The 17,959-nt window shown below is 74.1% G+C and carries 19 protein-coding genes; 11 read left to right on the top strand and 8 right to left on the bottom strand.

The features are described from left to right. Positions 1–22: 22 nt before the first annotated feature. Entirely contained in the window at positions 23–583 is a 561-nt protein-coding gene (locus AB0L34_RS15445; RefSeq protein WP_363705152.1) for a hypothetical protein, read from the top strand. Positions 584–587: 4 nt separating this feature from the next. Here AB0L34_RS15445 and AB0L34_RS15440 read toward each other — a convergent pair whose 3' ends face one another. From AB0L34_RS15440 to AB0L34_RS15410, 7 genes are read right to left on the bottom strand one after another with little or no spacing between them, the layout of a single operon-like run. After that, a complete protein-coding gene (locus tag AB0L34_RS15440) occupies positions 588–1,190 on the bottom strand; it encodes a hypothetical protein (protein WP_357456526.1) in 603 nt (200 codons plus the stop codon). Positions 1,191–1,203: 13 nt separating this feature from the next. Continuing rightward, a complete protein-coding gene (locus AB0L34_RS15435) occupies positions 1,204–2,373 on the bottom strand; it encodes a M23 family metallopeptidase (RefSeq protein WP_363705151.1) in 1,170 nt (389 codons plus the stop codon). Further along, entirely contained in the window at positions 2,370–2,927 is a 558-nt protein-coding gene (locus AB0L34_RS15430; RefSeq protein ID WP_363705150.1) for a hypothetical protein, read from the bottom strand. Before AB0L34_RS15430 ends, AB0L34_RS15435 begins: the two co-directional genes overlap by 4 nt. Beyond that, positions 2,924–4,867 carry an MFS transporter gene (locus AB0L34_RS15425; RefSeq protein ID WP_363705149.1) on the bottom strand — a complete coding sequence of 648 codons (1,944 nt, stop codon included), beginning with the start codon at positions 4,865–4,867 and terminating at the stop codon, positions 2,924–2,926. The genes AB0L34_RS15430 and AB0L34_RS15425 overlap by 4 nt, the downstream gene beginning before the upstream one ends. A gap of 1 nt (position 4,868) precedes the next feature. Further along, positions 4,869–8,219 carry an ATP-binding protein gene (locus tag AB0L34_RS15420; protein ID WP_363705148.1) on the bottom strand — a complete coding sequence of 1,117 codons (3,351 nt, stop codon included), beginning with the start codon at positions 8,217–8,219 and terminating at the stop codon, positions 4,869–4,871. A gap of 49 nt (positions 8,220–8,268) precedes the next feature. Further along, positions 8,269–8,631 carry a hypothetical protein gene (locus tag AB0L34_RS15415; protein ID WP_088976442.1) on the bottom strand — a complete coding sequence of 121 codons (363 nt, stop codon included), beginning with the start codon at positions 8,629–8,631 and terminating at the stop codon, positions 8,269–8,271. A 13-nt stretch (positions 8,632–8,644) separates the two neighbouring features. Beyond that, a complete protein-coding gene (locus AB0L34_RS15410) occupies positions 8,645–8,959 on the bottom strand; it encodes a hypothetical protein (RefSeq protein WP_311413190.1) in 315 nt (104 codons plus the stop codon). A 343-nt stretch (positions 8,960–9,302) separates the two neighbouring features. Here AB0L34_RS15410 and folP point away from each other — a divergent pair, with 343 nt between their 5' ends. The 7 genes from folP to AB0L34_RS15375 all read left to right on the top strand — a co-directional run bounded on the left by folP (position 9,303) and on the right by AB0L34_RS15375 (position 13,961). Next, positions 9,303–10,214, top strand: coding sequence for a dihydropteroate synthase (gene folP, locus AB0L34_RS15405; RefSeq protein ID WP_363705147.1), 912 nt, complete (start codon positions 9,303–9,305; stop codon positions 10,212–10,214). Continuing rightward, positions 10,211–10,576: a dihydroneopterin aldolase gene (folB, locus tag AB0L34_RS15400; RefSeq protein ID WP_363705146.1), complete on the top strand. Its 366-nt coding sequence runs from the start codon at positions 10,211–10,213 to the stop codon at positions 10,574–10,576. The genes folP and folB overlap by 4 nt, the downstream gene beginning before the upstream one ends. Next, on the top strand, positions 10,573–11,097 hold the full coding sequence (folK, locus tag AB0L34_RS15395; RefSeq protein WP_363705145.1) for a 2-amino-4-hydroxy-6-hydroxymethyldihydropteridine diphosphokinase: 525 nt from the start codon (positions 10,573–10,575) through the stop codon (positions 11,095–11,097). Before folB ends, folK begins: the two co-directional genes overlap by 4 nt. Positions 11,098–11,116: 19 nt before the next feature. Then, complete coding sequence (locus tag AB0L34_RS15390; RefSeq protein ID WP_357456540.1) at positions 11,117–11,659, top strand: DUF3180 domain-containing protein; 543 nt, start codon at positions 11,117–11,119, stop codon at positions 11,657–11,659. A 119-nt stretch (positions 11,660–11,778) separates the two neighbouring features. Next, complete coding sequence (locus AB0L34_RS15385; protein ID WP_363705144.1) at positions 11,779–12,993, top strand: ABC transporter permease; 1,215 nt, start codon at positions 11,779–11,781, stop codon at positions 12,991–12,993. Positions 12,994–13,088: 95 nt separating this feature from the next. Then, positions 13,089–13,403, top strand: a complete 315-nt coding sequence (locus tag AB0L34_RS15380) for a hypothetical protein (protein ID WP_363705143.1) — start codon at positions 13,089–13,091, stop codon at positions 13,401–13,403. 60 nt (positions 13,404–13,463) lie between these two features. Continuing rightward, a complete protein-coding gene (locus AB0L34_RS15375; protein ID WP_357456546.1) occupies positions 13,464–13,961 on the top strand; it encodes a hypothetical protein in 498 nt (165 codons plus the stop codon). Positions 13,962–14,046: 85 nt separating this feature from the next. On the opposite strand, the gene AB0L34_RS15370 is transcribed toward AB0L34_RS15375, so the two are convergent. After that, the gene (locus AB0L34_RS15370; protein ID WP_363705142.1) at positions 14,047–15,048 is read right to left on the bottom strand and encodes an ATP-binding cassette domain-containing protein; all 1,002 of its coding nucleotides are present in this window, start codon (positions 15,046–15,048) and stop codon (positions 14,047–14,049) included. Positions 15,049–15,050: 2 nt separating this feature from the next. Here AB0L34_RS15370 and AB0L34_RS15365 point away from each other — a divergent pair, with 2 nt between their 5' ends. From AB0L34_RS15365 to AB0L34_RS15355, 3 genes are all read left to right on the top strand, one after another. Next, entirely contained in the window at positions 15,051–15,737 is a 687-nt protein-coding gene (locus AB0L34_RS15365) for an ABC transporter permease (RefSeq protein ID WP_363705141.1), read from the top strand. Positions 15,738–15,792: 55 nt separating this feature from the next. Beyond that, positions 15,793–16,515, top strand: a complete 723-nt coding sequence (locus AB0L34_RS15360) for an ABC transporter permease subunit (protein ID WP_357703475.1) — start codon at positions 15,793–15,795, stop codon at positions 16,513–16,515. Between the two features lie 331 nt (positions 16,516–16,846). Continuing rightward, positions 16,847–17,851, top strand: coding sequence for a glycine betaine ABC transporter substrate-binding protein (locus AB0L34_RS15355; RefSeq protein WP_363705140.1), 1,005 nt, complete (start codon positions 16,847–16,849; stop codon positions 17,849–17,851). Positions 17,852–17,959 lie beyond the last annotated feature (108 nt).

Genomic DNA, 17,959 nt, shown 5'->3' with positions numbered 1-17,959 from the left:
CTAGCCTCAGAGGGTGGAATCAGTGCAGCCCCCCGCCGGTTCCCAGGTCTCCCGCGTACCGGCGCAACGGCCCCCCTCCGACCACCTGGCGCCGCCGTCGGCACCGGCGCCGGCGCCGGAGCGGCCGAGGCGACGGGCGCGCACTGTGCTCACGGTCGTCGCGAGCATCCTCGCGGCGCTCTGCCTCGGCGGCGTGGCCGCCGGATACGTCCTCTACAACCGCGCTGCCGCCCCCGACCGCAGCGCGCCCGACGTGGTGGTGGACAACTACCTCCGGGCGTTCCTCGTGGATCGCAACGACACCCGCGCCGGGCTTTTCACCTGCGGAAACAATGGCGAAATCGCGGAGTTGCGGGCGCTACGGGACGACCTGATCGCGCGCGAGAAGAAATTTTCGACCACCTTCACGATCAGTTGGGGCAGCCTCCACGTTCAGGAACAGAGCGACAGCGCGGAAATCCGGGTCGACCTGATCATCTCCGCCCACGTGGACGGTATTTCTCAGAGTGACCGGCAGCCGTGGCAGTTCACCGCCCGCCTGGACAACGAATGGCGGGTGTGTGCAGGATCGAGAGCAGCCTGAGCCGTCACTCGATCCAGAGCAGGTGAACCGGGACCTCCAGTGTGGTCGGTGACTGGCCCCGCCACGCCCAGCGGTACCACTCCACTTCAGGCGTCACCCGCACGCAGATGTCCCCGTCGGCGCCCGAGTAGGTCTCGGTGACCGCCCGTAGGTCCCGGTGCTCGACAGATTCCACGACGTGCACGACCCGGCGGCCGGTGACGGCGTCCGCCTCGAAGACCGGGGTCGGCACACGGTGCGCCGGGGCGTCCAGGGAGACGAGACGGACGCCCGCCTCGCGGTCCACCGACGTGTCCGGCCGGCGGCTCCCCACCGTCTCCACCCAGACCCGCTCCACCGGGACCAGCGGCGCGAACACCTCCACCTGGTCGGACTCCGCCCGGTACCACTCGTGCTCGGGGATCACGGGGACGTAGGTTCGGCTGCCCTGCACCACTCGCTCGTCGGCCCGCAGGTCACCGCGCCAGCCGAGCCCGGGCAGGCCGACCAGGACCCGCCGCCCGCGCAGCTCGACCCGCCCGGTGGCCGGCACGATCTCGATCGGCCGGGGCGGCCGGGGGGCCCAGTCAGGCTGGTCGGCGAACGGGTCGGGGAGCGGCTCGTTCATGACGGCTGGCGCCTCACGCCGCGCCCTTGAGCGGCGCACCCCGCGACCGCATGAACGGCACCGGGTCGATTGCGCCACGGCTGCTGCGATCCTCGTCCTTGTGCACCTCGAAGTGCAGGTGCGGGCCGGAGGAGTTGCCGCTGCTGCCCACCTCGCCGATGACCTCGCCGGCTCGGACGGTCTGGCCGACGGAGACCCGGGGCTTGCTCACCATGTGGCAGTAGCGGGTGATGAACCCGCCGGCGTGCAGGACGTCGACGAACCAGCCGCAGCCGCCCTTGTCCGGCCAACCGTCGGCGTCGCAGCTGAGTCGTCCGCGATTGTCCGGGTCGCAACGGGAGACCAGGACGCGGCCGGTGGCGGCGACCCGGATCAGGGTGCCCTTCGGGGCCGCGATGTCGACCCCGTTGTGCCCGGGCCGGCTCGCCGTGCGGAAGCCCGACCCGACGCCGCCCGGGATGGGCGCCGTCCAACCCGAGGCGGCGATCTCCCCGCCGGCGGCACGGTCACATGCCTGCTTCCCGCCGACGAGCACGGTCCGAGCCGCCCCACCGGCCAGGGCGTTGACGATCTGCGAGGCGACTTCCTCGTGCTTGGCGTAGGCGTCCGGGAAGGCGCTGATCTGCACCGCCTGGGCTGCCCGCGTCAGCGGTATCCGCTCCCAGCCGGGTACCTTGACCAGCTTCTCGTAGAACTTCCGGGCGGCGTACTCGGGCGTCATCCGCTGGGCGACGCTGCCCCAGCTGGCCCGCTGCTGAAAGAGGCCGACAGAGTCGTGGTCGGCTCCCATGCCCTCGTTGGGCAGGTTCTCGGATTCGCCGACGGTCGGGTTCCCCAGGTTGCGCAGCCGGGACTCCTGCATGGCGGTCGCCACGGCGATGACCCAGCCGCGCGGCGGCACCTTCATCTCCTGCCCGACCTTGATGATCCGAGCGGCGTTGCGGAGTTCGACCTCGCCGTATTGGGACATTCGGGGCATGCTGCCCTGGATGTCGACCCGGAAGTCCTCCGTGCAGTCCAGGCTGGCCGACATCATCCGGTCGCCGGCGTCACCGCCGAGTTCGGTGAGGAAGAAGGCGCCGGCACCGCCGGTGCAGCAGAGCAGGGCGAACGTCGCGGTCAGCGCGGCGGCCAGGGCCCCGAGCCGGGGCTGTCGACGGCGCGGTCGGGTCTCGTCGCTCATTCCTGCTCCCAGTCCACCGCGTCCACCAGCCACCGCCCGTCGGGCGCCACCAGTTCGAGGCGGAGCCGTCCCGCGTCGAGCGGGACCAGCACCTCGACGAAGTTCTCGGTCCGGGGCCGGAGCGTGACGTCACCGTTGACCTGCCCGGCCGGCACCCCCGACGGGTCGGCGCCCGCCAGTTTCTCGGTCAGCGCCGGAGTCGACAGGGGACGCAGCCCCTCCTGCCACTGGTCCGCCGTGACGCCCGGCTTGCCCAGCCACGCCGCGACGAAGCGCTCGGCGATCTCCTCCGGCCTGGGCTCACCCGCGCGGGTGACCGGGGACGGGGGAGCGCCCGTCGAGAACGCTCCGTCGTCACCGGCGGTCGGGGCGACCGTGGTGATGGGTCGGCTCGGACGGTTGCTGAGCCCGTCCGTCGGGTCGCCGGGACCGGAGATCAGCCGGGCTGCCCCGATGACCCCGAACACGACCACGGCGAGAGCGAGCGCGATGCCGAACCGGGACCGCAGCACCCGGGTGACAAGGAATTCGATGGCCCGACGCACCGCACTCACCGCGCCTCGGAGCGGATCCGCGGCGCGGGCCGTGTCGGCTCACGCTCGGCCGAGCCCGGACGGTAGATGACGAATGACGGGTTCTCGTCGGGCACGTCCGGCTCGGTCCAGGCAGCTGGCTGGCGCCGACGAGGCCGGGGCGCGACCGGGCGGGGAGTCTCCCGCTCCGCGGTTTCCGGTGCCTCGGCGGCCGACTCGCGGCCGTCCGGCCGCTGCCGCTCCTGATCGCCACTCGTGCGGGCGTGCGACGGGTCCTCCCGGCGGGCCTCCGGCCGCAGGGTGCTCTTCTCCGCCACGACGGCGCGACGCCGACCCATCGCCGGCTCGGCCGTGCCACCGGGCTCCGCCACGTCGAGCCGGGCGGCCGTGCGCATGTCCCGGAAGAAACGCCGGTGCCAGGAGCCGGCCGAACTGACCGCCTCGCTGCTGTCCTTGCCGCCAAGCTGCGTGATCCGGCGGTAGGGACGCAGGAGCAGCCAGCCGACCACACCACAGAGCCAGACCAGCACCACCTGGAGCCAGCCCGGCAGCGTCGGCGTGCTCATGATCAGGTCGACCGCGAAGAGGTAGATGGCGGCGCCGGTGCCGAAGATGGCGATGTTGAAGACGGCGGCGACCACCGCGTTTCCCAGCCGGCGCAGCCCGGCGCTGGCCGGTCGCAGCAGGCCCACCGTGCCGAGGATCGGCGCGGCGATCACCGCCCAGCGGAAGATCAGGAAACCCAGCAGCACCAGCAACGAGGCGGTCAGGTCGAACATCGCGAAGAGCACGGCGGCGAGCACCGCGATGAACCCGGCCCCGATCCGGTCCATGTCCCGGACCCCTTGGAGGTACTCGTACGCCTCCGGGTCCTCGGTCTCGATCTGCTGCGCCACCCTGGCCCACTGCTGCTGCTTCGCCTTGATGGTGGCCTCGCGGGTGGCCGGATTCGACCGGAGCTTCGCCGCCTCCTCCCACGAGAGCGACTTCGCGTCGTACAGAGCCGGGCCGTACTTCTTGGCGGTCTCGCTGTCGGCCGAGCCGAGCGCCCCCCGCAGCCAGTTGCGGTAGAGCATCGCCTCGGTCGCCGTGTCACTGGCCCGGACGGCGGGCGGACGCTTGTCGACACAGGCGTCCGGATTCGGCAGGGCGCACTTGTCCGCAGGAATGTCCTTGGAAGCCGGGCCGACAGCGTCGTGCACCACGCCCAGCGTGGTGACGAGTGTGCCGTCGGCGATGTTCGCCGACTTGACGGGCCAGGCGGCCAGGGCGGTCACCGCCACCATCACCAGCAGTGCCCAGCCCGCCGTGGTCATCGCGTTGCTCATGTCGGACTGGCGGGAGCGCCAGAGCAGGTAGAGACCGACCACGCAGAGCGTGACGATGCCGAAGACGCTGAACACCTTCTGGTAGACGGCCTTGGTCGCCTGGTCCACCAGCGGGTCCGCCCAGCCCCACATCGAGCGCGGGTCCCAGGCGCGCTCCCGGAGCGCGTTCGAGGCGCCGACGATCGCCGTGGCCATCATGAACTCGCCGTTGGCCACCGTGTTGGTGAACTTGTAGTCCGGGTGTAGCACCGCAGTCGCGCAGCCGCTGTCGACGTCGTACGTCGAGTAGCTGTAACCGGCGTAGCCGTAGTCGCTGTAGAAGCCCTTCGGGCCCGGCTTCGTGGCCGACTCCGGACGTGAGGCGAACCAGCCGGCGAGCCCGGAGTCCGGGGCACCGGGGGTCGGCGCGTTCCGGCACTTGACGTCGTCCTCGGCGACCTCCTTGAGCTTGGCGACGCAGGCGCGGAAGTCGGCCTGCCACTCCGGCGTGGTGCAGAGGTCCGCCGAAGCCTGGGCGGTCAGCGGCGCCGGGGCGGCCGCGGCCGCGCCGAGGGCCGGCCAGCCAATCGTGGCCCCGGCGAGTACGCCAAGTGCGAGAAGGAACGCCGCCAGCCGTGCCCGGGCCCCCGCCATGTCACGCCTCCAGGTTCGGCAGGACGGCCGGCAGTACCCCGGCGGCCGCGGCGATCGCGGCGGGAGTGGTGTCGAGGTGGTCCAGCAGCCCGTCGACGTACGAGACGTCGACCCGGACCTTCTGCACCCGACCGTCGACGTCCCGCATGACGAACTCGCGGAAGCCGAGCCGGGTGGCGGAGGTCGCGTCCGCGGTGGAGAGCGAGGCGAGGGTGGCCTCGTAGCCGTCGTCGACCGGTACCCGCAGCAGGCGCAGCGCTTCCGAGGCGATCTCCGCGTCCTCGGCGATCCGGCCGACGAAGACGGTCGAGACCAGGTTCTGCACGTCGAGGCCGAGGATGTCGCGCGGGTTCTGCGAGGCCACCAGCGCGGCGAGGTTCCACTTGCGGGAGTCGCGGGCGAGCCGGACCAGGAAGGAGCGGCCGGAGCGCCACCCCTCCATGAAGTGCGCCTCGTCCAGGCCGACGAGCTTGCGGGACGACATCGACCCGCCGTAGCAGCGGCGTACGGCCAGCCGGTGCGCGGTGTGCAGCATCGGCAGGGCGAGCGCCTCCTCGGCCGACCAGTACTCCCGCTCGATCTTCAGGTCGGGCAGCCGCAGCCCGGCCATGGTGATCACGGTGAGCGCCGCGTCCGCGCCGAGCAGCCCCTCCGGCGGCCGGCCGAAGAAGAGCATGGCCAGCGGCATCTCGGCGGTGTCCAGCAGCAGGTTGGCCAGTTCCCTGCCGGCGTCGTCGTCGAGTTGGCTGAGGCAGGCGACCACGTCGTCCAGGGTGGAGGTCTCCTCGGCCGGCACCTGGCGTACGGCGTGCCGGAACAGGGTGGCGGTGGACGCCTCGCGGGCCACCTGCGGCGGCACCAGCATCATGCAGATGTCCTGTACGAGCATCCGCCGCTCGGCGCGGGCGTTGGAGACGGCGATCTCGAACTCCCGGTCGCCCGCCGCCCCGCTGCCGAACTCGGTGCGCAGCGGGGTCGGGATCAGCGAGTACGGCGCCAGGGTGCCGTGCTCGGAGCCGGTCAGGTTCAGCACCCGCGAGTACGGTCGCAGCTCGGGCATGGCGCACAGCCGGGCCAGCGGGCCGGACGGGTCGAGCAGCGTCACCTGGACGCCGCGCCGGGCCGCGAGGTAGCCCAGGGCGCCGAGCAGGGTCGACTTGCCGCCGCCCGGTTCGGCGACGAAGACGGCGAGGCCGGAGCGTTCGCGCACCTCCATCGGGAAGTGCAGGTCGAGGAAGACGGGCCGGCGGCAGGTGCCCGCCGTCCGCCCGATCAGGTCGCCGCGCCGGTCGCCGACCGTGGAGGCGGCCTGCGGGAGGGCGGCGGCGAGCAGGTTGACCGGCATCCGCCGGACGTAGCCGGTGTTGGCGATCGGCTCGCCGGGGATGAACTCGCGGGCCAACCAGTCCTGGTTCTTCGGGTGTTGCAGCGAGATGCGCAGCTCCCGGGAGTAGAGCTGGATCAGCCGCCGGGCCCGCTCCAGGCACTCCTCGCGGGTCCGCCCGCCGACGGCGATCCGGTGCCAGCCGTGCGCCCGGGCGGAGTCGACCGGCAGGCCGGTCGTCATCTCGTCGCCGATCACCAGGGCCCGCTTGGCCAGCCGCTCCAGCTCGGGCGGGGCGTCGATGCCGTGTTCGGCGTAGTCGAGCTGCTGGGAGCGGATCATCCGGAGCCGGTGCTCGAGGTTACGGAAGGAGTCGCCGGAGCCGAGGATGTCGACCCGGGTGGAGAGCTCCATCGGCCAGGGCAGCCGCTCGTGGAAGTGCAGCCACGGCTCGTGCCGCTCGGGGATCTCCAGCGGTTCCATCCGGCCCACCGCCAGCACGGCGACGTGCCGCTCCTCGCCGGTCATGCGGTTGACCAGCTTGACGGTGGAACCGTACGGGGTGCGGTAGCGCTCCACCTGCTCCGTGAGGGCGAGCAGGTCGCCGCGTTCCCACCGTCCGTCGGTGATCGGGGAGAGCCGGCCGGGGGGCGCCATGCAGAGCGCCACGGAGCGGTAGAGCAGCCATTCCAGCTCCTGCGCGGTGACCCGTCGCCCGCGCATGCCGAACGCGCCCAGCACCTCGTCGAACTGCTCGACGGTGCGCCCGAGCTTGCGGCGCTCGCCCTCGGCCACGCCGCGACCGAAGGTGCGCAGCAGGCGTTCGGTGAACGAGTCGCCGAGGGAACGGCGGGCGAAGGTGACGCCGAGGTAGGTCTGCCCCTCGGCGTGGTTGACCGAGAGCAGGTGCCGCTGCGCGGCCACCAGGTGGTCGGCCCAGCTGGCGGTGCCCGGAACGTCGGGCAGCGGGGATCGGGTGTGCGCGTCGATGGTGCGGGCCCACTCGTCGGCCGGGAAGGGCCGGGTGGTGCGCCGCAGGTGCAGCCGGAAGCCGGCCAGGCCGGCGTACTGCTCGGAGATCGCCGAGAGCAGCGCCTCCCGCTCCGCGTCCGGCCGGAACGCCCAGCGCACCTCCGGCAGCCAGTACCAGGCGGTGACGGTGTTCGGGGTGAAGGTGAGGTGGCCGGCGATCTCGGTGATGGCCAGCTCGACCGCCGGGTCCCGGTCGCCGAACTTGATCTTCGGCGGCTTGACGCGGACCGGCTTGGTGGGCTGGTCGCGCCGGCCGGCGGAGCGCTGGCGCGGCGGCGTCACGTCCCGCCCCGTGCGCTCCGGCAGCCGCTCCCCGGCCCGCCGCGACGGGCGCTCCGGGGGCGCCGGGTCGAGTGGCGCCGGTGGGGGCGGCGGGGTCACGCCGGCCGCCGCATCGTCCGCCGGTGGGCGGAGCGTCGGCAGCCGGTCCCCGGGCTGGTGCGGCACCCGGACCGCCCGGGCCGGCGGCTCGTGGGCGACCGCCGGGGGCTCGTACGCGACGGCGGGTGGCCCGTACGCGACGGCCGGCTGCTCGTACGCGACGGCCCGGGGTTCGTCGTCGGCGTCCGCCAGCGGCGGTTCCACCGCGGGCGGACGGTCGGCCGTGCCGTTGGAACGGGCGGCGCCCGGCGGGGCCGGGGCCGGCTCGACGGCGGCCGGCTGCTGCGGGATGGCCGCGTGCTCCCGCCCGCCGATCCGCGGCGGCGTGGCCGGCCGCGTGCCGGGGCGCGTCCCCCCGAACAGGTCGAGGAAGGGCGAGTCGATGTCGGCGCTGTCGGCCGGTGGCCCCGGGTCGACCGGCGGCGTCCGGCGCTGCACCGGGCGGGGCGCCTGGAAGACGCCGACGCCGCCGTGCCCGGGGGTGGTCACGAGGGCCGGGTCGAGGGCGACCTCGTCCCGCTCGGGCTCGTCCGGGTAGTCGAACGACCGCGCACGGTTACCGTGCGGGGCGGCCGGACGCCCGGCCGGGGAACCCGGCGTGGAAGAGCGACTCATGCGACCGCCTCACCCGCGTCGTGCGACTGCCTGATCGGCGTACGCCCGGTCATGCCAGCTCCTCCCGGATCCTGATCCGGCTGCCGACCAGGCGGGGGTCCCGCTGCTCGGCGGCCGGCTCCCGGGTCCGCCGCCAGTCGGTCAGCGCGGTGCGGATCACCATGCGCGCCGGCCGGTCCGGGTCGACGTACCGGAAGATGAACGAGGTGGTCACGATGGCCAGCGCGATCTCCCAGGCCGGGAAGAGCTCGACCTGCAGCGTGAACAACCAGTGGATGAACATGTAGAGGGGGACGAGCAGCATGAACAGCCCGTACTGGGCGTAGGGCAGGTGGACCGGAAGGGTGTAGCCGGGCGGCCCGAGGTAGACCAGGCGAGCCCGGTAGATGTCGTCGTCGGTGCGCAGCCGCATCTCGTGCCCGCGCCTATTCGAAGATCAGGTCGATCAGGTAGTCGCCGATGAAGAAGAGTGTGGCGGCTCCGGCGATGAAGGCGAGCCCGACGATCGCGATGGCCGAGCTGGTCAGCACCTTGGAGATCTCGCCCCGGCTGGCCCGCCCGATGAAGATGACGCCCAGCACGGCCAGCAGGATCGGAGCGATCTTGCTGGCGAAGAACGTGACGACACCCTCGGTGTCGATGCCCTTGGGCGCGGGCTCGGCGAGTGGAGTCGACGCCAGGGCGGAGAGCGTGTGGGCGGCGGCGGACGTCACCGTCTCCATCAGCTCGATGGCGATCACTGGAACCTCCCCAAGTCGCGGCCGGCGGCGCCGCGGTGGTGCAGTAGGCATGCCTGGCGGGAATGGTGCTCACTAGGCGCAGCGTCGATGACTCTGCGTTCGTTACCCGCCACGGAGGGTGGCGAGCTTTGGGCGGATTCTCCCGCTTCGGCCCTCCCTCCAGGCTTCGCCATCTCGATGCCGGGCAATTCCAAAGCGTACGGGCAGGCCCTCAATGCGACAAGCCGCGAAGAGTCTGCCCGATCCGACCCGGACGACCGATCGTACACCCGTTCGAATGCGCATGTCATCGCCCTCGACCCGGCCCGCCCGGGGTGCTCGGGCCGACCGGTACCGTCTAGTCGTGACCGATCTGGTACGGGCCTCGGCCCCGGTGGTGATGGGCGTCCTCAACGTCACGCCCGACTCCTTCTCCGACGGCGGACGGTACGCCGACCTCGACGCCGCCGTCGGACACGGCGTGCGGCTGCGGGCCGACGGCGCCCACCTGGTGGACGTCGGCGGGGAGTCCACCCGGCCCGGCTCCGACCGGGTCGACGCCGACACCGAGACGGCCCGGGTGCTGCCGGTCGTCCGGGAGCTGGCCGCCGCCGGCGTGCCGATCAGCATCGACACCACCCGCGCGCGGGTCGCCGAGGCCGCCCTCGCCGCCGGCGCGGCGGTGGTCAACGACGTCTCCGGCGGCCTCGCCGACCCCGACATGGCCCGCGTGGTCCGGGACGCCGGCTGCCCCTGGGTGCTGATGCACTGGCGCGGCCACGCCCGCGAGATGGGCGAGCTGGCCCGCTACACCGACGTGGTCGCCGACGTCCGCGCCGAGCTGGGCCGGCGTGTCGACGAGGCGCTGGGGGCCGGCGTCGCCGCCGACCGCATCGTGATCGACCCGGGGCTCGGCTTCGCCAAGACGGCCGCGCACAACTGGGAGCTGAGCGCCCGCCTGCCCGAGCTGCTGGAGCTGGGCTTCCCGCTGCTCTTCGCGTCCAGCCGCAAGGCGTACCTGGGTCGGCTGCTGGCCGGCCCCGACGACGCCCCCCGCCCGACGGACGGCCGGGACGCGGCCACCGTCGCCACCAGCCTGCTCGCGGTGGCGGCCGGCGCCTGGGGCGTGCGCGTGCACGACGTCCGCGCCACCGCGGACGCGCTCGCCGTCTGGCGGGCCACCGGCGCGCCCCGCCTGACGCCCCCGACCACCGGCGCGGCCCACGCGGGCGCCGGCCGGGCGGGCGGCACCGCCGACCACGGAGGAGACCGATGACCGACCGCATCCAACTGACCGGCCTGCGGGCGCACGGCCGGCACGGGGTGTACGACTTCGAGCGCGTCCAGGGGCAGGACTTCGTCGTCGACGCCGTCCTGGAGATGGACCTGGCCCCGGCGGCGCGCTCCGACGAGGTGGGCGACACCGTCCACTACGGCGAACTGGCCGAGCGGCTGGTCGCCGTCGTCACCGGCGAGCCGGTCAACCTGATCGAGACGCTCGCCGACCGGCTGCTGACCGTCTGCCTGGCCGATCCCAGGGTCGAGGTCGCCACGGTCACCGTGCACAAGCCGGAGGCGCCCGTCCCGCACGCCTTCACCGACGTGGCCGTCACCATGACCCGGCGGCGCGACCGGTGACCCGGGCCGTCCTCTCCCTCGGCAGCAACCTCGGCGACCGGCTGGCGCACCTGCGCTCCGCCGTGTCGGCGTTCGGCGACGACGTGCTCCTGCTCTCCGGCGTCTACGAGACTCCACCGTGGGGGGACCAGGACCAGCCCGCGTACCTCAACGCGGTGCTGCTCGCCGAGGACCCGGCCGCGACGCCGCGCGACTGGCTGGAGCGGGCCCGGGCGGCGGAGCGTGCCGCGGGCCGGACCCGCGACCTGCAGCGGCGCTTCGGACCGCGCACCCTGGACGTCGACGTCATCGCCGTCTGGGCCGACGACGAGCCGGTGGTCAGCGACGACCCGGAGCTGACCCTGCCGCACCCCCGGGCGCACCTGCGGGCGTTCGTGCTGCGGCCGTGGATCGACATCCAGCCGTACGGGCGGCTGCCCGGGCACGGCTGGCTGACGGACCTGCTCAACACCGGCCCGGCCGCCGCCGACGCCGTGGATCTGCGCCCCCGGCCGGATCTGGCGATAGAGTCGACGGCATGACCCAGTGGAGCCGGCCGGCATGACGCAGGCGCGAACCCCACGCCCGGGCGGGACGGGTCCGGACCGGTTCCGGATGGGCCCCACCCGGATCTCCACCCTGGTGGTGGCGGGCCTCGGCGCTGCCGCCGTGGCCTGGCTGCTGATCAGCACCCTCTACTACGACTACCTGCCCGACCTGCCGTGGCTGCCGGTGGTCACCCTGGCCGCGCTCGCCGTGCTGGAGGGGTACGCCGCGGTCAACACCCGGGGGCGGATCGAGCGCCGGCCGGGCCGCGACCCGGTCAACCCGCTGCTGGTCGCCCGGTTCGTGGTGCTGGCCAAGGCGTCCTCGCTGGCCGGCGCGATCTTCGCCGGCTTCTACGCCGGGCTGACCGGCTGGCTCTTCGTGGAGCGCACGGACGCCGCGATGGACGACCGGCCGGTCGCCGGCGCCGGTCTGCTCGCGGGGTTGGCCCTGGTGGCGGCGGCGCTCTGGCTGGAGCGCGCCTGCCGCGTCCCCGAGCAGGAGGACGACGAGGACCGCGAGCCCGGCGACCGGGAGAACCGCCCCGGCCCGCGCTGATCCGGGGGGTTACGCCCGGCCTCCCGCACGGGTAGCGTGCCTGCGACCGGAGAGCAACGGCCGCCCCGGCCCGCCCGCGCGTCGGACCTGGACGAGCGGCCACGTGGGAGGCGGCGGCTATGGGGTACGACGAACCGGGGCGCGACGCGTCCACCGAGCCGTCGTCCGGCATCCCGGCCGCCGTCCTGGAGAACGTCTTCGACGACCCCGCGCACGGGGAACCCGGCCGGGACCGGTTCGCGGTCCACGTCGCCTGGGAGTTGCTGCTCCTCGTCACGCTGGGCGTCGGGACGTTCCTGCTCTGGCGGGAGAACCCGGACGCGCTGCGCGGCGCCGGGCTGCGCTCGCTGCTGCTGGACGCGGTCGTGCTCGGGCTGCTGGTGCTGGCCGCCGGGCTGAGCCTGCGTACCGCCGCGGTGAACCTGGCGGTGGGCCCGGTGGCGGTCGCCGCCGCGCTGCACATGGCCGAGCAGGGTGACCGGGGCGTCACGGCGGCCACCGGGCCGGCCCTGGCGGTCGCCGCGCTGGGCGGGCTCGCCCTGGCGCTGGCCGTGGTGGTGCTGCACGTCCCCGGCTGGGCGGCCAGCCTCGCCGGTGCGGCGGGGGTCGTCGTGTACATCGAGCAGCGTTCCGCGCCGGTCCTCCCGCAGGGTGACTACGACCCGGGGCACGGCGCGCTGCACCTCTTCGCCGGGCTCGCGGCCGTCACCGTGCTCGGCGGCTTGTTGGGGGCGGTGCGGGCGGTCCGCCGGCTGGTCGGCCGCTTCCGCCCGGTCGTCGACCCGGCCCGCCGCCGCGGCGTGGTGGCGGCGGTGGTCGTCTCCGGCGCGCTCGTCTGCTCGACCGTGCTGGCCGCCCTCGCCGGCATGCTCACCGCCACCCGCGCCACCGGGCCGGTCGCGCCCGACGCCGGGCTGGACTGGACGGTGCTGGCGGTCGGCGTGGCGCTGCTCGCCGGCACCAGCGCCTACGGCCGGCGGGGCGGCGTGTTCGGCACCCTGCTGGCGGTGTGCCTGGTCGCGGTCTTCGTCGCGTACGCGCAGGCCCGGGGCTGGACGGTGAGCCGGTGGGCGGTCGGCGCGGCGGCGCTCGGCGTGGGGCTGCTGGTCACCCGCCTGGTCGAGGCGTACGGGCGGCCGGCGGTCGGCGCGGCGGCGGAACCGGTCCCGGTCGGCGACGGCCGCATCGGCACGGGTTGGGCGGTGCCCCGGCCCGCTCCGGTCGGCGACTGGCCGCCCGCCCTGCCGGCGCAGTCCACCGACAGCCCGGTGGACCCCTGGAGCGTGCCGCGGTGGGAGAGCGGGCCCCGCCGGTGGGAGAGCGACGACCGCTGAGCGGTCACCCCTGACCGGCCGCGGGGCGGGCCGGCGGTGCCGGCCGGTGTCGCGTCCACCTGCCGGCGGTGATCTCGGCGGTTAGGCTCGGCGGCATGACCGACACACCATCGACCTCCGCCGGCCCGTCGTTCGAGGAGCTCGACGCGCTGTCCACTGAGGAGCTGCGTGAGCGGGCCTTCGCGGTCGCCCGGGCGCGCCGCGACGTGGGCTTCTTCTGGTCGGTGCTGCGGCACCTGCCGAACGCGGACGAGGCCGCCGCACTGGACGGCGCGCCCAACTCGGTGGGACCGACGATCGACGAGGCCGCCGCGCTGTGGCGGGAGCTGACCGGGCACGGTTACGAGGAGTCCGCACCGCTGCTGCGGGCCGCCTTCATCGACTACCTGATGACGCACCCGCGAAAGTGACGGCGGCCGACGGGCCCCGGCAGGTTTGCTCCCCGAGGTCCGTTGGGAACTGATCCGATCATGGCCCTCACCAACCCGCCGCGGGCCGGCGGCCGCTACGGGACGGCGGCGGGCACCGGCGCGCTCGCCGCGCTCCTGCTGGTCGCGGTCTGCGGCAGCCCGGCGTACGTCGGCTGGGCCGCCGGCACCGACCCCAACTCCGCCGGCGGCTGGTTCCTGCAACTGCTCGCCTGGCCGGCCTGGCGGTTCGACGGCGGCGATGCCTCCGGCGGCCTGCTCGTCGCGAACCTGCGGGCCGTCCTGCTGGTGATCCTCGCGGTGGTCTTCCTCTACCTGCTGCCCGCCACGCAGGTGGCCCGGGTGCAGGGGTCGGCGAGCCAGTTCTTCTCCGGCTGGGCCGCCTACGTCCTGGCCGGCGGCTTCGCCTCGCTGCTCGCCGCGTTCCTCGGCCCCGATCCGTCGCTGCTCACCGCCATCCAGTCGGCCGGGACCGGCGCGACGTACGGCTTCCTCTCCGGCTGGATCGTCGGCACGGCCAGCCTCGGCGGCCGGGCCTGACCCGCCGGCCCGCGATCCCCCCGCCGTCCGACCCGGCCCCGCTGCCCGCGCCCCTTCCCGGCCGGCGTCGGGGCGGCCGGCCCGGTCACCGGTCGGGCCGGCCCAGTTCGAGCAGTCGCGTCCGGCTGAGCACGCCCACCGGCCGCCCCTCGTCGGTCACCACCACCCGGTCCGCGGCCGAGGTCAGCAGCGCCCCCAGCGCGTCGTACGCCGAGTCGCCCCGCGACACCGTCGGCAGCTCGCCCACCCCGGTCGTCGGCAGCGGCTCGACGGCCGCGCCGGTCAGCGGGGTGACCGCCAGCCGGCGGATGCCCCGGTCGGTGCCGACGAACTCGCGGACGAAGGGCGTGGCGGGCGCCCCGAGCACGGCGGCCGGAGTGTCGTACTGCTCCAGGCGACCACCCTGGGAGAGCACCGCGATCCGGTCGCCCAGCCGGACCGCCTCGTCGAGGTCGTGGGTGACCAGCACGATCGTCTTGCGTACCTCGGCCTGCAACCGCAGGAACTCCTCCTGCAACCGGGTCCGGGCGATCGGGTCGACGGCCGAGAACGGCTCGTCCATCAGCAGCACCACCGGGTCGGCGGCGAGGGCTCTCGCCACCCCGACCCGTTGCCGCTGACCGCCGGAGAGCTCGTGCGGGTAGCGGCGGCCGAACGTCGCCGGGTCGAGCCCCACCAGCTCCAGCAGCTCGTCGACCCGGCGGCGGCTGCGCTCGCGGGGCCAGCCGAGCAGCCGGGGCACGGTGGCGACGTTGGCGCTGACCGTCTGGTGCGGGAAGAGCCCGACATTCTGGATCACGTAGCCGATCCGGCGGCGCAGCCGGACCGGGTCCACCCGGGTGACGTCCTCGCCGTCGAGCAGGATGCGGCCACCCGTCGGCTCGATCAGCCGGTTGACCATCCGCAGCACCGTCGACTTGCCGCAGCCCGACGGTCCGATGAGCACCACCAGCTCGCCGGCGGCGATGTCGAGGCTCAGCTCGCGTACGGCCTCGGTGCCGTCCGGGTAGCGCTTGTGGATGCCCTCCAGCGCGATGGCCGCCGCACGCGGCCCGCCGTGATCCGTGGTTGCCGGGGTAACGTCCACACATGTCCTTCCGCCTGAGCTACCGGGCCGACCCGGGTAACCCGTGGTTCTCCTGGCAGTACGTGCGGGACAACTCTGACACGATCCTCGCCGCCGTGCGGGAGCACGCCTCGCTGACGGTGCGCGCGGTGTTGATCGCCGCCCTGGTCGCCGTGCCGCTGGCCGTGGCCGCGTACTGGTTCCGCTCGCTGGCCGGGCCGGTGCTGGCCGTCACCGGGGTGCTCTACACGGTGCCGTCGCTGGCGCTGTTCGCGTTCATCGCGCCCTACCTGGGCATCGGCGCGGTGACGGCGCTGAGCGTGGTGGTCCTCTACGCGCTGCTGGTGATCGTCCGCAACGCCCTCGCCGGTCTCAACCAGGTGCCTCCCGAGGTGCGTGAGGCGGCCGAGGGGATGGGGTACGGCCGCTGGGGGCGGCTGTTCCGGGTCGAGCTGCCGCTGGCCCTGCCGGGCATCCTCACGGGCCTGCGGCTGGCCACGGTCTCCACGGTGGCCCTGGTGACCGTGGGCGTGGTGATCGGGCGGGGCGGTCTCGGGCAGCTGATCTTCGCCGGCTTCCAGAACAACTTCTACAAGGCGCAGATCATGACGGGGACGCTGCTCTGCGTCCTGCTCGCCCTGGTGCTCGACCTGATCCTGGCCGGTGTGGGCCGGCTGCTGACCCCCTGGTTGCGGAGCAGGTCGGCGTGAGCGCTCGGAACGCCGCGCGGCGCAGTCCCGCGGCCGCGAACGGAGGGCGGGCCCGATGAACCCCGTCGAGGCGGCGCTGGTCTGGCTCAACGACCCGCTGAACTGGACCAATCCGGGCGGGATCCTGGAGCGGCTCGGCGAGCACCTGTCGATGTCGGCGGCGGCGGTGGCGCTGGGCTGCCTGATCGCCTGGCCGATCGGGCTCTGGCTCGGGCACACGGGTCGGGGCGGGGGCCTGGTGGTGCTGGTGTCGAACGTCACGCTCGCCGTGCCGACGCTGGCCCTGCTCACCATCCTGCCGCTGACCTTCCTCGGCTTCGGCCAGCCGTCGGTGGTGGTCGCGCTGGCCGTCTTCGCGGTGCCGCCGCTGCTGGCCAACGCGTACACGGGGGTGCGGCAGGTCGATCCGGAGGCCCGGGACGCGGCGCGCGGCATGGGCTTCTCCGGGTGGCAGTTGCTGCGCCGGGTCGAGCTGCCGCTGGCGGTGCCCTACCTGGCGGCCGGATTCCGCACGGCGGCGGTGCAGGTGGTGGCGACCGCCGCGCTGGCCTCCTTCGTCAACGGCGGCGGTCTCGGGCAGATCATCCGCGCCGGGTTCGGGCTGGACATCGCCGCCGGCGGCGGCCAGATCCTCGCCGGCGGCGTGCTGGTGGCCGGGCTCGCCGTCCTGGTCGAGCTGGTGCTTGCCCTGGTCGAGCGGCTGGTCACCCCGCGCCCGCTGCGGGCCACCCGCCGCCGGGCCCGCCGCCGCGCGGCGGACGCGCTGGCCGGCGGCTGAGCTCCGGTCCGCCCCCGGGCGGGACGCCACAGCCGGGAGCGCCCGCCGACGCGCGCCGACGCCCGCTGCCGCTCACCGACAGGCGCTGCCGGTCATCGATGCCCACGGCCGCTCACCGACGCCCGCCGCCCGGTGGCCGTCGACGGGTGACGATCCGGTGACAAAGCTTTCCTCGGGTTGTCGGACGCGTGTGGAAGATGTTGGGTGGAAAATCGCGGGCGGCCGGAAAGGGGGCCGCCCGGCGGACACAGCGGGCGGCCGGAAAGGGGGCGCCCGTCGGACACGCGGCCGGCCCGGACGGGTCGCGCCGGGACACGGAAGGCGGGCACTGATGCGCGCACGTACACGACTGGCGGTCGGTGCGGTGGGAGCCCTCGCCGCGGCGGGGCTGCTGACCGGATGCGGCGACGCCGGCTCCTCCGGCACGGACGCCCCGGAGCAGGCGGCCTCCGGGGCCGGCTGCGCCCCGGTCGCCGGTGACCAGCTCGTCGTCCTCGACGACGACAAGAAGCTCCAGAACACCGACAACGTCATCCCGGCGGTCAACGCCAAGGCGGCCGACCCGCAGCTGCTCGCGGCGCTGGACAAGGTCTCGGCGGCGCTCGACACGCCGAAGCTGATCCAGCTCAACAAGGCCGTCGACGTGGACCGCAAGACGGCGCAGAAGGCGGCCGAGGAGTTCGCCGCGGCCAACGGCGTCACCACGGGCATCGCCAAGGGGCCCGGCGGTCGGATCGTGATCGGCGCGGCCAACTTCACGGAGAACGAGATCCTGGCCGAGCTCTACAAGATCGCGCTGACCGCCGCCGGCTACGAGGCCAAGGTGCAGCAGATCGGCAACCGCGAGCTCTACGAGCCGGCCCTGGAGCGGGGTGAGGTCCAGGTGGTCCCGGAGTACGCGGCGACCATGGCCGAGTTCCTCAACACCAAGGCAAACGGCAAGGACGCCCAGCCGGTGTCCTCGCCCGAGCTGGAGAAGACCGTCGCCGCGCTGAAGGCCGCCGGTGACAAGGTGGGCCTCGTCTTCGGCACGCCCGCCGCCGCCCAGGACCAGAACGCCTTCGCCGTGACGAAGGCGTTCGCCGACAAGTACGGCGTCCGCACGCTCTCGGAGCTGGCCGCGAAGTGCTCGGGCCAGGCCACCGTGCTGGCCGGGCCGCCCGAGTGCCCGCAGCGGCCGAAGTGCGGGGCCGGTCTGGTCCAGGTCTACGACTTCAAGGCCGGCTCGTTCAGCTCGCTGGACCAGGGCGGCCCGCAGACCAAGAACGCCCTCAAGACCGGCGCCGCCAGCGTGGGCCTGGTCTTCTCGTCGGACGGCGCGCTGGCCGCCAGCTGATCCCCGGCCGGTAGCCGGCGGCCCCGCGCCGTCGGCTACCGGCTGCGCTGTCCCGTCCCGCCGGCTACCGGCTGCGCTGTCCCGTCCCGCCGGCTACCGGCTGCGCTG

Source organism: Micromonospora sp. NPDC052213 (assembly GCF_040679695.1).
Classification (GTDB): Bacteria; Actinomycetota; Actinomycetes; order Mycobacteriales; family Micromonosporaceae; genus Micromonospora.
This window is presented reverse-complemented; position numbering and strand designations above follow the sequence as displayed.